The organism is Romboutsia sp. BSD2780061687b_171204_C1 (assembly GCF_015560225.1).
Lineage (GTDB): Bacteria > Bacillota > Clostridia > Peptostreptococcales > Peptostreptococcaceae > Romboutsia_C > Romboutsia_C hominis.
This window is the reverse complement of record NZ_JADMRK010000004.1, coordinates 55,610-69,799: the sequence shown is the minus strand read 5'-3', so window position 1 is coordinate 69,799 and position 14,190 is coordinate 55,610. Positions and strand designations below refer to the sequence as shown.

The window sequence follows — 14,190 nt, the reverse complement described above, 5'->3', positions numbered from 1 at the left end:
GACTAATCTTTTTTATGATAAAGCAATAACTGTAGAGTTAAAATAGATTTAATAAAAAAGAACTGACATAAATTTTGCTAGTTCTTTTTTATTATTAACTTAATAACAATTTTCAGTTATGGTATAATAAATAATTAGATTAAAGTTAAAGATTAAATATTTAAACTTACGAAGTCTTAAAATAAACATTAGCATAAAACATAAGGAGGCAAATATGAATATAGACAGAAATAAACTAACTCCTATGATGAAACAATATTTTGAAGTTAAAGATAGATATCCTGATTGTATATTGTTTTTTAGATTAGGAGATTTTTATGAAATGTTCTTTGAAGATGCAATAGTTGCTTCAAAAACACTTGAAATTGCACTAACAGGAAAATCTTGCGGATTAGAAGAAAGAGCACCAATGTGTGGGGTACCTTTCCATTCTGCAAATGCATATATATCAAAGTTAGTAGAAAATGGATATAAAGTAGCTATAGGTGAGCAATTAGAAGACCCAGCTAGCGTTAAGGGAATAGTTAAAAGAGATGTTATAAGAGTAGTAACGCCAGGGACAGTACTTGATGGAAGCTTACTTGAAAATAAGAAAAATAACTACTTAATGAGTTTATATAAAAACAATGATAATATAGGTCTTACTTATGTTGATATAAGTACAGGTGAAGTAAATGCCACTTTCTTAAAAGAAGAGAAAGTTATAGAAGAAATAGCAAAAGTTCACCCAACTGAAATTATATTAAATGATTTAGATTTTATAGAGAAACTAAAAAACATAGCAACAGTTAGTAATATATATATAAATGAAAACTTTGATAATAACTACCTAGATGCTGAAATACTTAAAGAATACTTCACAGAGGCATACCTTCAAAGATTAAACTTTGATGATAATGGACTTATAAAGTCTTCTTTATCAATATTACTTAACTATATATACAACACTCAAAAGCAAGTAACATCAAATATTAATAATATAAACATATATAATAGTAGTGAATATATGGTATTAGACATGTTTACAAGAGTAAACTTAGAACTTACTCAAACTATAAGAGGAAATAAGAAAAAAGGTTCACTTTTACATGTATTAGACAAAACATCTACTGCTATGGGAGGGAGACTTCTTAGAAAATATGTAGAAGAACCATTAGTTAATAAAGAGCGTATAAAGAGAAGACTTGATGTCATAGAAGAAATCAAAGAAGATTTTATGTTAAGAGAAGATTTAAATGAAATACTTAAAACTGTATACGATATAGAAAGAATATGTGGGAAAATTGCCTTTGAAAGAGTTACTCCAAAGGAACTAATACACCTTAAAAATTCTATAGAAAATCTTCCAAAGCTTAGAGAAACTATAAATGATTCTAGTGCAAGTATACTTAAAAAATATATAGCTAATATGGATATATTAGATGATATATATAATCTTATAGAAGAAGCTATAAAAGAAGACCCAGGTATAAATTTAAAAGAAGGAAACATAATAAAATCTGAGTTTAATGATGAATTAAAAGAGCTTCGTGATATATCTAAAAATGGAGCATTTTTAATAAAAGAAATTGAAAATAGAGAAAAAGAAAAGCTTGGTGTTAAATCACTTAAAATTGGATTTAACAAGGTATTTGGATATTTTATAGAAATAACTAAAGCTAGCTTAGCTACTGCTAATATAGATGAGAGCTATATAAGAAAGCAAACTTTAAGTAATGCAGAAAGATTTATAACTCCAGAACTTAAAGAAATAGAAGATAAGATATTAAATGCTGAAGAAAAGATAAAGTCTTTAGAGTATGAGATATTTGTAAATATAAGAAATAACATATATGAAAATATAGATAGAATACAAAAAACTGCTAAAACAATAGCAAATATAGACGTATTTGTGTCACTTGCTACTGTGGCATATATTAACAACTACGTTAAGCCAACTATAAGTGACAACAATAAACTAGATATAAAAAATGGTCGTCACCCTGTAGTTGAAAACTTAGTAGGAGAAGAAAACTTCGTACCAAATGATACTTATTTAAATACTGGTGAAAATATAATAAATATAATAACAGGGCCAAATATGGCAGGTAAGTCTACATATATGAGACAAACTGCAATAATAGCTTTAATGGCACATATTGGTTCATTTGTACCAGCAGAGTTTGCTGAAATTCCTATAATGGATAGAATATTTACTAGAGTTGGTGCTAGTGATGATTTAAGTCAAGGGCAATCTACATTTATGGTAGAAATGAGTGAAGTATCTCATATACTTAAAAATGCTACAGAAAAAAGTTTAGTTATACTTGATGAAATAGGAAGAGGAACAAGTACTTATGACGGTATAAGTTTAGCTTGGTCAATAGTTGAATACATTCAAAATAATATAAAATGTAAAACACTATTTGCAACACATTATCATGAATTAACAGATTTAGAAAATGAGTTTAGTGATGTCAAGAATTATTCTATAGCTGTTAAAGAAGATAATGACAATATAATATTTTTAAGAAAAATAGTACCACAAGGCGCTGATAAGAGTTATGGGATATATGTTGCTGAACTTGCAAAGTTACCAGATTTAGTTATAGCTAGAGCTAAAGAAATACTTAGTGATTTAGAAAAAAATCATATGTATGAAAGTGTAACTATAAACAATGAAAAGAATTTAGTTTTAAGTGATAGTATTGATATAGGTAGATTAGAAGACGAATACAATATATTAAAGTATAAATATGAAGAGCTAAATAGGGACTATATATCTTTACAAAATAGTTATAATAATCTAGATAAAGAAAACGAAGAATTAAATAGAAAAATAAATAGTAGTAACATGATAAAAGAAGTTGCAATATCTCAAGAATTAGAGGATGCTTTAAGTAAAGCAGAGGTTAATATAGATTCTTCAAAAGAGTTAGAACTTGAATCATTAAGAACTGAGGTAAATAAATTAGAAGACGAATATAATATATTAAAGTATAAATATGAAGAGTTAGATAGAGACCATATATCTTTACAAAATAGTTATAATAATCTAGATAAGGAAAATGAAGAATTAAATAGAAAAATAAATAGTAATAACAGGGTAAAAGAAGTTGCAATATCTCAGGTATCATTTGATAATCTGGGGCAAACATCTTTACTAGATGAAATAGCAAATATAGACATATTAAATATGACTCCACTAGATGCTATGAATACTATATATATGCTCCAAAGAAAAGCTAAGGATTCACTTAAATAATTACCTTACTAAACTAAAGGTTTGATAAGGGAGGAATAAATATGAATAGAATTAACATCTTAGACGATTTAACTATAAATAAAATAGCAGCAGGAGAAGTGGTTGAAAGACCATCTTCTGTTGTTAAGGAATTAGTTGAAAATAGTATAGATGCAGGAAGTACTAAAGTAATAGTTGAGATTATTGACGGTGGTAAAAAGTTAATAAGAATAACTGATAATGGTTGTGGTATAGCCTCTAGTGAAGTTGATAAGTCATTTTTAAGACATGCAACAAGCAAAATTGAGAAAATTGATGATTTATATGACTTATATTCCCTAGGTTTTAGAGGAGAGGCACTAGCATCTATAAGTGCGGTAAGTAAGCTTGAAATGATAACAAAAACTAAGGAAGAATCAATAGGAACCAAGGTTATAGTTGAGGGTGGAAAGATTATATCTAAGGAACCAGTAGGATGTTCTAATGGAACTACTATCATAATAAAAGATATATTCTTTAATACTCCAGCTAGACAAAAGTTCTTAAAATCAAATCATGCTGAAACTATAAATATAAGTGATTTAATAAACAAATTAGCTATAGGAAATCCTAATATTCAATTTAAATATATAAATAACAACAAACCTATGTTAAATACACCTGGAGATAATAGATTAATTAGCGCCATAAGAAGTATATATGGAAAAGATGTATGTGAAAATTTAGTTAAGCTTAAATATAAAAGTGATAACTTTGAAATAAAAGGTTATGTTGGAGATAATAATGTGTATCGTTCAAATAAAAACCTTCAGCATATATATATAAACAATAGATTTGTTAAAAGTAAAATTATATTAGATGCTATAAATGAAGCTTATAAAGGTATAATACCTATAAATAAACATGCTGTATGCTTTTTAGATATAAAAATTAATCCAGGTAGTATAGATGTTAATATACATCCAACAAAACTTGAGGTAAAGTTTGAAAATGAAAAAGAAGTATATATAGAACTTAGAGATTTAATAAGAAGAACATTACTTAACAATCATTTAATAGGAAAATATGAAGCTAGCGATAGTATAAATAATTTAGATAAAATTAATGCAGTAGATAATAAAAGTAGTATACTAAATAAAAAAGAAGGCAAAGTTAATTTAGATGATATAGCTATGGATAAGATAGAGGTAGTAGAATTAGACAGTCAAAAACCTATAGATAATTTTTTAGGATTAGATGATGTATTAAAAAGTAAAACATCAAACGACAAAAATATAAATGTTTCACATGAAAACAAAAATATTTTATACAACGAAGAAAGTACTAAAGAGGATGTTATAAAAGAAAATACACCTAAAATCTATATAGATGACGATATTAAATTAACTAAGGATTCAAATAATGAATTTTTAATAGAAGGAAAGATAAATTTAGACAAAACATTTTCTATAGAGGAAATAAGTAAGTTAGATGAAGATAAAAATGATAGCTTACAAAAAAGTTTAGAAAACAATATATTAAACACTACTAATATAAATGATTTATCTATAACAAGTGATAGTGAAAGTATTCAAGAAGGATTTTTTAAAGAGGAAAAAAGTAAATTCTCTTTAAGTGAATACAAAGTATTAGGAACTATATTTGATACTTATATAGTAATGTCCAAAGGAAATTCTATGTATTTGCTAGATCAACATGCAGCACATGAAAAGGTCTTATACGAAAGGTATATGGACAAGTTTTATAAAAGTGATATAAGTATGCAAATGTTACTAGATCCAATAATATTAGAGTTATCAAATGTAGATATGCTTCAGGTAGAGAAAAACTTGGAATTATTTATGAAATTTGGGTTTGAAATTGAAATCTTTGGTAATAATCATATAATGATAAGATGTGTACCAACTGTATTTGGAGTCCCTGAAAGTGAGAAATTTATACTACAAATAATAGACAATATAGAAGATATAAATAATAACTATGAACTAAAAGGAGAAAAGTTTGCATCAATGGCTTGTAGATCAGCTATAAAAGCTAATGATAAGATAAAAAATGTAGAAATAAATAGCTTATTTAGTCAGATGGAAGCTTGTGAAAATCCTTTTACTTGTCCTCATGGTAGACCAGTATTAGTAGAGATTTCTAAAAAAGAAATAGAAAAAATGTTCAAAAGAATTATGTAGATAGGAAGGTAATTATGAAAAAGATTCCACTTATAATACTTACAGGACCAACAGCTGTTGGTAAAACAGAATTATCAATAAATTTAGCAAAGTCCTTAGATGCTGATATTATTTCAGCAGATTCTATGCAAATATATGAGTATATGGATATAGGAAGTGCGAAGGTAACTAAAGAGGAAATGAACGGTGTAACTCATTATTTGATAGATGAAGTAAAACCTAACTATGCTTTTTCGGTGTCGGAATTTCAAAGTCGAGCAAACAAATATATAGAAAAAATACATCAAGAAGGTAAAAATGTTTTAGTAACTGGTGGTACGGGATTATATCTAAACTCATTAATATACAATATGGATTTTGCAAAATCTGATGCAAACAACGAATTAAGAGATAAATTACAGCAAGAATTAAAAGAAAATGGAATAGATTATATGCATCAAAAACTAAAAGAACTAGATAGTGATGCGGCGGATAGAATACACAAAAATAATACAAAAAGAGTTATAAGAGCATTAGAAGTATGTCTTAGCGGAGAAAAAATGAATGATTTTTCTAATGACTTAAGATTTAATGAAAAATATGAACCGATAATAATAGTTCTAAATAGAGAAAGAGAACATTTATATGAAAGAATAAACAAAAGAGTAGATATAATGATGGATTGTGGACTTATAGATGAGGTTAAAAATCTTTTATCTATGGGATATACTAAGGATATGATATCTATGCAAGGAATTGGTTACAAAGAGATAATAAAGTATTTAGATGGAGAGTACACTCTTGACGAAGCAGTAGAAATTATAAAAAGAGATTCTAGAAGATATGCAAAACGTCAATTAACATGGTTTAGAAGGTATAAAGATGCGAAATGGTTTAATCTAGATGAATATAGTGATAAAAAAGAATTGGAAAAAGAAGTAAATAACTATATTGAAAAAAGATTACAACTTGTATAAAATAGAGTATAGAGGAATAGTATAAAATAAATTAAAATATATTAATCTTTAAAATTTAATTAAGATCTCGGGAGGATATATACAAATGAAAAATGCCGTATTAAATTTACAGGATATGTTTTTAAATAATGCTAGAAAAGATAAAACACCTGTAACTATATTTTTAATGAATGGAGTTCAAGTAAAAGGTTTAGTTAAGGGGTTTGATAGTTATATAATATTATTAGAAGGCGAGAACAAGCAACAAAATATGATATATAAGCATGCGGTATCAACTATAATACCTGCAAGACCTATTAATTTACAGAATCCAAATATGCAAAAATAAACTTAGATAGATAAAAGGCTAACATGTGTTAGCCTTTTTTATTTAATTATAAATGTAAAATATTTTTGAAGATATTAGTGAATTTACTTTTTAATTTGCATTAAAAAATTCAATATGATAAAATTTGATTGTTAAAATAAATAAGACAGGTGGAAAATATGCTAAAGGAAACAAAAGAATTATTACAAAGTTTCTACGGATTAGATGATGAAACATTCAACTTATCTGAAGAAGTTATAAAAGAGATAGAACCAAGATTTGAAGAAATAAAAAAAATAAGAGAATATAATCAATATAAAGTATTAAAAGCAATGCAGGAAGCCAACTTAAGTGATAATCACTTTAACTGGACAACTGGGTATGGATACAATGATATTGGACGTGAAAAAATAGAAGAAATATATGCAAGTGTATTTAATGCAGAAGATGCAATAGTTAGACCTATAATAGTTAATGGAACTCATGCACTAACTCTTTGCTTACAAGGTATAGTTAGACCAGGTGATGAGATATTATCAGTTACTGGGAAACCATATGATACATTAGAAGGTGTAATAGGTATAAGAGAAGAAAAAGGTTCTTTAAAAGAGTTTGGAGTAACTTATAACCAAGTAGATTTCTTAGAAGATGGAAATGTTGACTTAGAAGGAATTAAAGAAAAGGTAAATGATAAAACTAAACTTGTAATGATACAAAGGTCTAAAGGATATTCTTGGAGAAAATCTTTAACAATAGAAGATATAAAAGAGATAATAGATACTGTAAGAAGTGTAAAGCCTGAAGTAATAGTTATGGTTGATAACTGTTATGGGGAATTTATAGAAACTAAAGAGCCAACAGATGTAGGTGCTGATATAATGGCAGGATCACTTATAAAAAATCCAGGTGGTGGACTTGCTCTAACAGGTGGATATATAGTAGGAAGAAAAGACTTAGTAGAACTTATATCATATAGATTAACTTCTCCTGGTATAGGTAAAGAATGTGGATTAACATTTGGTACTAGTAGAACTGTACTTCAAGGATTCTTTATGGCTCCATATGTAGTTAGCCAAGCTGTTATGGGTGCAATATACTGTGCTAGAATGTTTGAAAAGTTAGGATATGAAGTTCTTCCAAAGTATGATGATCCAAGAAGTGATATAATACAAATAGTTAGACTTAAAAATGCTGATGAGGTTATAGCATTCTGTCAAGGAATACAAGCAGCGGCACCAGTTGATTCATATGTTAAGCCAGTACCTTGGGCAATGCCAGGATATGATAGCGATGTTATAATGGCAGCAGGTGCATTTATACAAGGTTCTTCTATAGAATTAAGTGCAGATGCTCCTATAAAGCCTCCATATAATGTATATTTCCAAGGTGGACTTACATTTGACCATTCTAAGATGGGTACATTAAAGGCTATAGAATACATGAAAAAAAATAGTTAATATAAATACTCTATGTTATAGATAATAAGTCTATAATGTAGGGTATTTTTTTAATAAAAAGAAAACTAATATGAATAATATAAAGATATCACTAAGAAACTTAGTTGGATTTATAATGAGGCGAGGAAGTATAGATAATAGATAGTTAGGTTGAGAAAAAGCAATAGAAGGAATTAGAGGGAACAAAAGGGTTAAAAAATTATATGGCGAAAACTATACACCAGAAGTACCTATAAAGCATGCTTTTATATATGAAGGTTTAGACATAATAGTAGAAGGTAGAATAGATGAAAATACAAATCCACTATATTTAGAGCAAGCAAAGAATTATGGATTATATGACTAAGGTACTTCAAGGAGCTAGAAGATGTATAAGAACTAATAGAGATAAAGGAGTAATACTTCTCTTAGACAATAGGTATTAGCAAAGAAGGTATCAAAGTTTATTTTCATCTGATTGGAGAGATAATATTAGAGTTAGAAAAAGTGAAGACGTTAAGAATTGTTGTGATAAGTTCTGGAGATAAATAAAGGATATAAAATATAATGATAAGATATATAATTTGTTTTAAGGAATATTAAATTGATACATAGGGGTAAATACTAGAGGTGAAAAATGAAAGAAGAATTAGAAATACTAGAAAAATACCTTAAAAAGAAAAATTTAAAATACAATGAATTTAATGAATTAATAGGAAATTATTTTGTTAAAGAATATGAAGAATTAGATGATGATTACTATTTAATAAAGATAGTAAGACCAAATGGTTTAAAAGGAGAAGTATACACAGATTATATAAAGGTTATAAATTAGTTTTTTTTATCGTAAAATAAGAAAAGGTTAATTACTATTTGAACAAGCATTTATTCACGCTTAAAAATAAGATGAGGATAAACTTATAGTAAACATTTAGAGGTATATAAAAATTGGGTATAATATATAACAAAATATAATTTAGGGCGTGAGCTAATGGCAAAAGAAAGAAGACGTATAATAATAGACTTTGAAGTACTATCTAAAGCAGGGTTTTGGATGTGCTGTATGAAAGATTATAAAACGCAAAAAGAACATATTATAATAAATAATAGAGAAGAACTTTTAAGAGTATTTAACAAAAATAAAGAATCAGTATGGGTAGGATATAATATAAGAGGATACGATCAGTGGATATTAAAGTCAATAATAGCAGGCATAGATCCTTGTGATGTATCGTATAAGCTTGTTGAACGAAAAGTGTCAGGATGGAAAATAGATAGAAACTTACACAAGATACCTTTATATATATTTGAGATAAGTGACAGTTATAGAAGTTTAAAAGAGCTTGAATTATTTATGGGAGAAGATATAAGAGAAAGTAGTGTATCTTTTGATTTAGATAGATATCCAACAAAAAAAGAAATAGATGAGTTAACATCTTATTGTTTACATGATGTAAGAATGACTTATAAAGTATTTGAACAGATTTATTATAAATATGAAGCACAGTTAGGGCTTATAGAATACTTTAATTTAGATAAAGATATGTTTAATAAAACAGAAGCTCAACTAAGTGCATATATACTAGGTGCAAAAAAGCCTAATTACGATAGGAATGATACTAATGAATTTGATATAGTCAATACTTTAAAGCTTAGTAAATATAATCATATAAAAGATTGGTATGAAAATTATAATAATAGAGATTTAAAAAAATATCTAAGAACTAATGTATATGGAATTGAAACTGATTTTGGTTGGGGAGGACTTCACTCTGCTAGAAAAAAATATGAAGGGGAAGACTTTATAGTAAACTCAGATGTAAGCTCTTTTTATCCTTCTATAATGATAGAATATGATTTACTTAGTAGAAATGTAAAAAAACCTTCTAAGTACAAAGAAATAAGGGATACTAGAATTAAATTTAAAAAAGAAAATAATCCTATAGAAAAATCTCTTAAACTAGTATTAAATAGCACTTATGGTGCCTGTATGGATATTAATAATGAACTTTATGACCCTAGACAAGGAATATCTATATGCGTAAATGGACAACTTTTACTATTAGACCTTATAGAAAAGGTAGAATTGGAGTTTGGAAGCAGTGCAGAATTTATACAAGGCAATACTGATGGAGTTATGTTTAAGTTTAGTTCTAAGGAAGATGTAGATAAGTACTTAGATATTTGTAGCAAATGGTGCAAAAGAACTAGGATGGATTTAGAACATGATTTTATAAAGAAGATTATACAAAAAGATGTTAATAATTATATTTATATAAAAGAGGATGGTAATATTAAAAGTAAAGGTACTTATGTAAAGAAATTAAGTTTAATAGATAATGATTTACCTATAGTTAATAAAGCTTTGAAAGAAAAGTTAATTAATGATGTAGATATAGAAACTACTATAAATAACTCTAATAAGCTTATAGATTTTCAAAAATGTGTTAAGATAACTGGCAAATATAGTCATGCTGTATATGGTAGCGAAGAGATAAAATTAAAAGTCCTTAGGGTATTTGCCAGTAAGTCGAATTTAGATTTTGCTGTTATGAAAATGAAGTCAGATAATAAGCTAGAGAAGATAAGTTATACTCCTGATAGAGTATTTATAGATAATAGTAATATTATAAATAAAGATATACCAGATAAGCTTGATAAGGATTGGTATATATCTTTGGCTAAGGATAGACTAGGTAGCTTTGTTAGTGAAGATAAATTTACTTTATTTGATTACTTAGATATATTAAATAAAAAGTAATAAATAATATTTTGATCAACGTACAAAGACATTGGCGACATGAACGAAACGAATTTTATATAATAAGGGGTAAAATATAATATGGCTAAAATATCTAGGCGTGGATTTGATGAAAATGATAAAAGATGGTTTTCTGATAAAGAATTGATGAAACTAAAAAAAGCTAAAGAAGAAGTAGAATGGTTGATAAATAGAGATTATAAAATAGAACCGGTAGTAAATTTTGTTTCAAATAAATATCAATTCTCAATAAGACAAAGGGATGCTATAAAAAGATCTGTATGTTCTTATAAAAAGAAAATGATAAGAGAATCTAAAAAACTTCCAATAGATAAGGTAAGTGAAGGAACTATATATATAGATGGATTCAACTTGATAATAACACTAGAAGTCGCATTATCTAAAGGAACATTAATCATAGGAACTGATGAAAATATTAGGGATTTAGCAGGGCTTAGAGGAACTTATAAAATCATAGATAAAACAGAAGAAGCATTAAATTTAATTGGAATGTTTTTTAATGAATATGATCCTAGCGAAGTTATATTTTATTTAGATTCTCCAGTTTCTAATTCTGGTAATCTAAAATATAAAATATTAGATCATACAAAAAATTGGAAATTTAATACTGATGTTGTATTAGTTAACAATGCAGATATAATACTAGATAAGTTAGATAGAGTAGTTAGTAGCGATGCAGCTATAATTGATAAATGTATAAGTTATTTTAATATAGCAAAAGAGATAATAGATAAGTATATACAAGAAGCAAATATTATAGATCTGAACACATAGATATAAGGTTAATTTATAAATAATAAATAAAAAAGTAGCAAATGAAAATAATATATAAAAATAGAATATATAAAAATTAATATAAGATAAATTAAATATAAAAAATAGATAGGAGAAAAAATGACTAATAAGAACGAAACTAAAAAAATAGGATGGAATTTAGATAATAGCTATATTACTTTACCCAAAACATTTTTTAGTAAGATTAATTTAAATAAAGTAAGTTCACCAAAATTAGTTATTCTAAATTATCCACTAGCAGAATCTTTAGGGCTTAATAGCGATGCTCTTAAAAGTGATGAAGGAGTATCAATACTTGCAGGTAACAAAAAAATAGAAGAAGGCGCTTTTATTGCACAGGCTTATGCAGGACATCAATTTGGGTATTTTACAATGCTGGGAGATGGAAGAGCATTATTAATCGGTGAACAAATAACACCAAGTGGTGAAAGATATGATATTCAACTTAAAGGCTCTGGTAAAACACCATACTCTCGCCGAGGAGATGGGAGGGCAGTACTTGGCCCTATGCTTCGTGAATATATAATAAGTGAAGCTATGTATGGTTTAGGTATTCCAACTACCCGCAGCTTGGCAGTAATTAAAACTGGTGAATCTGTAATTCGAGAAGATATAAAACAAGGAGCAATACTTACTCGTATTGCATCTAGTCATATTAGATTTGGAACATTTGAGTATGCAGCAAATTTTGGAAGTACAAGTGATATTAAGGCTTTAGCAGATTATTCATTAAAAAGACACTTTCCACATATAGCTGATGATGAAGATAAATACATTAATTTACTAAAGGAAGTTATAAAAGTACATGCAAGCTTAGTTAGTAAATGGCAAAGCGTTGGATTTATACATGGTGTTATGAACACTGATAATATGACTATTAGTGGAGAAACTATTGACTATGGTCCTTGTGCATTTATGGACACATATAACCCTAATACTGTATTTAGTTCTATAGATACTCAGGGTCGTTATGCATATAAAAATCAACCAATTATGGCCGAGTGGAATTTATGTAGACTTGCAGAAGCATTATTACCATTATTACATGAAGATCAAAAAGAAGCTATAAAAATAGCTCAAGATGCTGTTTCTGAATTTTCAAATTTATATTATATAAATTGGCTATCAATAATGAGATCAAAGCTTGGAATATTTAATAAAGAGGAACAAGATAAATCTATAATTGAAGATTTACTTAATATGATGGAAAAATATAATGAAGATTATACTAATACTTTTATAGAGCTAACATTTAATAAAAATAGCAAAAAAGGTATGTTTAGTAGTGAAGAATTTAAAAATTGGTATAATATTTGGAAGGAAAGACTCAAGAGACAGTCTAGTTCAGAAGAGGAAATACTTAAATTAATGAAGAAATCTAATCCAGCAGTAATTCCAAGAAATTATAGAGTAGAAGAAGCTTTAGAAGCTGCTGATAAAGGCAACTTTGAAGTTATGATAAATCTTATCAATGCTATTTCAAAACCATATGAGCATTCAAAAGAGCAAGAAGAGTATTCAAAGTTACCTAAACCATCGAACTGCTCTTATAGAACTTATTGTGGAACATAAAAAATTAATAAAAATGAGAGAGGCTTTTATATAAAAGCCTCTTTTTAAACTTAAGAAAATTATGATACTTCAAAAATTGTGGGCGACATAAAGTGTTTCACTGACACGTCGCTTAGGCGAAGTAAATTTTTTATTACTAATATATTGAATTAGCTAAAATATTATTAATAATCTTACCTTACAAATTTGTAATCTTTATGAAAGATAAATCAATATGTAGATTTTAAGTTTTATAATAATATAATCATATATAAAAATAAAAGGAGAATTATTTATGAAACTTAGTAAAAGAACGATAGTAGGATTACTTTCAGCTGCAGTAATTTTAATAGGAGGGAAATTTGTATATGATAATTTTATAGACGATGATTTTACTTATCCATTAACTTATATATCAATAGAAGGGAATAAAAGAGAAAAAGATCAAATTGATACAATAGAGAAAAGCTTAAATAGTAATAAGTGTAAATTTGAAGAAATAAACTTTGAGATGCTTAAAGTTGATGATAATAATAATATGGTTATTAAAGAGTCTGAATATAATAAATTAGCTAATAAATTAGATTTAGAGAAGGTAAGGGTAAATGATAAAGAGGCCGCAATAATACCAAGATATGATGGTATAAAAAACTTTAAGTATATGAATGAGTTAAAAGAATTAACTAATTATAAAGTAGAAAACAACAATTTAAAAGTAGTAAGCGTAGTAGATAAAAAAATATTAATTACAGGTCTATTCAAAAGTCAAATTATTATAAGTGATAATTTGTATAACAAATTAGAAAAAGACAGTGAAAATAAAATAGTTACAGTTAAAGGATATGAATTTAAAGAAAATTCAAAATCAGATAAAGCTATATTACAGATAAAAGAGAATAAATTATTCTCAAATAATAATGAAAATGATATATTTTATCTTTTTTCTAAATAAATAGT

At 26.8% G+C, this 14,190-nt stretch carries 11 protein-coding genes; all 11 read left to right on the top strand.

The genetic code is table 11. The annotated features are described in order from the left end of the window. The first annotated feature begins 214 nt into the window (after nt 1–214). The 11 genes from mutS to I2H23_RS09480 all read left to right on the top strand — a co-directional run bounded on the left by mutS (nt 215) and on the right by I2H23_RS09480 (nt 14,185). Nucleotides 215–3,244, top strand: a complete 3,030-nt coding sequence (mutS, locus tag I2H23_RS09530; RefSeq protein WP_195581557.1) for a DNA mismatch repair protein MutS — start codon at nt 215–217, stop codon at nt 3,242–3,244. 41 nt (nt 3,245–3,285) lie between these two features. Beyond that, nucleotides 3,286–5,406 (top strand): DNA mismatch repair endonuclease MutL, encoded by a 2,121-nt coding sequence (gene mutL, locus I2H23_RS09525; RefSeq protein WP_166505557.1) that lies wholly within the window; start codon nt 3,286–3,288, stop codon nt 5,404–5,406. 14 nt (nt 5,407–5,420) lie between these two features. Then, on the top strand, nt 5,421–6,362 hold the full coding sequence (gene miaA, locus I2H23_RS09520; protein ID WP_092925434.1) for a tRNA (adenosine(37)-N6)-dimethylallyltransferase MiaA: 942 nt from the start codon (nt 5,421–5,423) through the stop codon (nt 6,360–6,362). 85 nt (nt 6,363–6,447) lie between these two features. Then, on the top strand, nt 6,448–6,690 hold the full coding sequence (gene hfq, locus I2H23_RS09515) for an RNA chaperone Hfq (protein WP_092925437.1): 243 nt from the start codon (nt 6,448–6,450) through the stop codon (nt 6,688–6,690). A gap of 158 nt (nt 6,691–6,848) precedes the next feature. Further along, nucleotides 6,849–8,126 carry a methionine gamma-lyase family protein gene (locus I2H23_RS09510; RefSeq protein ID WP_092925439.1) on the top strand — a complete coding sequence of 426 codons (1,278 nt, stop codon included), beginning with the start codon at nt 6,849–6,851 and terminating at the stop codon, nt 8,124–8,126. Between the two features lie 329 nt (nt 8,127–8,455). Next, nucleotides 8,456–8,551: a helicase C-terminal domain-containing protein gene (locus tag I2H23_RS09505; protein ID WP_166505556.1), complete on the top strand. Its 96-nt coding sequence runs from the start codon at nt 8,456–8,458 to the stop codon at nt 8,549–8,551. Nucleotides 8,552–8,742: 191 nt separating this feature from the next. Next, the gene (locus I2H23_RS09500; protein ID WP_092925443.1) at nt 8,743–8,940 is read left to right on the top strand and encodes a hypothetical protein; all 198 of its coding nucleotides are present in this window, start codon (nt 8,743–8,745) and stop codon (nt 8,938–8,940) included. Between the two features lie 156 nt (nt 8,941–9,096). Continuing rightward, nucleotides 9,097–10,866: a hypothetical protein gene (locus I2H23_RS09495; RefSeq protein ID WP_242871312.1), complete on the top strand. Its 1,770-nt coding sequence runs from the start codon at nt 9,097–9,099 to the stop codon at nt 10,864–10,866. 81 nt (nt 10,867–10,947) lie between these two features. Then, nucleotides 10,948–11,661 (top strand): DUF434 domain-containing protein, encoded by a 714-nt coding sequence (locus I2H23_RS09490; protein ID WP_166505555.1) that lies wholly within the window; start codon nt 10,948–10,950, stop codon nt 11,659–11,661. A 120-nt stretch (nt 11,662–11,781) separates the two neighbouring features. After that, nucleotides 11,782–13,254, top strand: coding sequence for a protein adenylyltransferase SelO (locus I2H23_RS09485; protein WP_195581556.1), 1,473 nt, complete (start codon nt 11,782–11,784; stop codon nt 13,252–13,254). A 274-nt stretch (nt 13,255–13,528) separates the two neighbouring features. Further along, nucleotides 13,529–14,185 carry a hypothetical protein gene (locus tag I2H23_RS09480; protein ID WP_195581555.1) on the top strand — a complete coding sequence of 219 codons (657 nt, stop codon included), beginning with the start codon at nt 13,529–13,531 and terminating at the stop codon, nt 14,183–14,185. Nucleotides 14,186–14,190 lie beyond the last annotated feature (5 nt).

Bases quoted from the DNA above. Each gene is read 5' to 3' on its own strand.
- miaA (WP_092925434.1), top strand. From the start codon at position 5,421: ATGAAAAAGATTCCACTTATAATACTTACAGGACCAACAGCTGTTGGT.
- I2H23_RS09485 (WP_195581556.1), top strand. From the start codon at position 11,782: ATGACTAATAAGAACGAAACTAAAAAAATAGGATGGAATTTAGATAAT.
- mutS (WP_195581557.1), top strand. From the start codon at position 215: ATGAATATAGACAGAAATAAACTAACTCCTATGATGAAACAATATTTT.
- I2H23_RS09480 (WP_195581555.1), top strand. From the start codon at position 13,529: ATGAAACTTAGTAAAAGAACGATAGTAGGATTACTTTCAGCTGCAGTA.
- I2H23_RS09495 (WP_242871312.1), top strand. From the start codon at position 9,097: ATGGCAAAAGAAAGAAGACGTATAATAATAGACTTTGAAGTACTATCT.
- I2H23_RS09510 (WP_092925439.1), top strand. From the start codon at position 6,849: ATGCTAAAGGAAACAAAAGAATTATTACAAAGTTTCTACGGATTAGAT.
- I2H23_RS09505 (WP_166505556.1), top strand. From the start codon at position 8,456: ATGGATTATATGACTAAGGTACTTCAAGGAGCTAGAAGATGTATAAGA.
- mutL (WP_166505557.1), top strand. From the start codon at position 3,286: ATGAATAGAATTAACATCTTAGACGATTTAACTATAAATAAAATAGCA.
- I2H23_RS09500 (WP_092925443.1), top strand. From the start codon at position 8,743: ATGAAAGAAGAATTAGAAATACTAGAAAAATACCTTAAAAAGAAAAAT.
- hfq (WP_092925437.1), top strand. From the start codon at position 6,448: ATGAAAAATGCCGTATTAAATTTACAGGATATGTTTTTAAATAATGCT.
- I2H23_RS09490 (WP_166505555.1), top strand. From the start codon at position 10,948: ATGGCTAAAATATCTAGGCGTGGATTTGATGAAAATGATAAAAGATGG.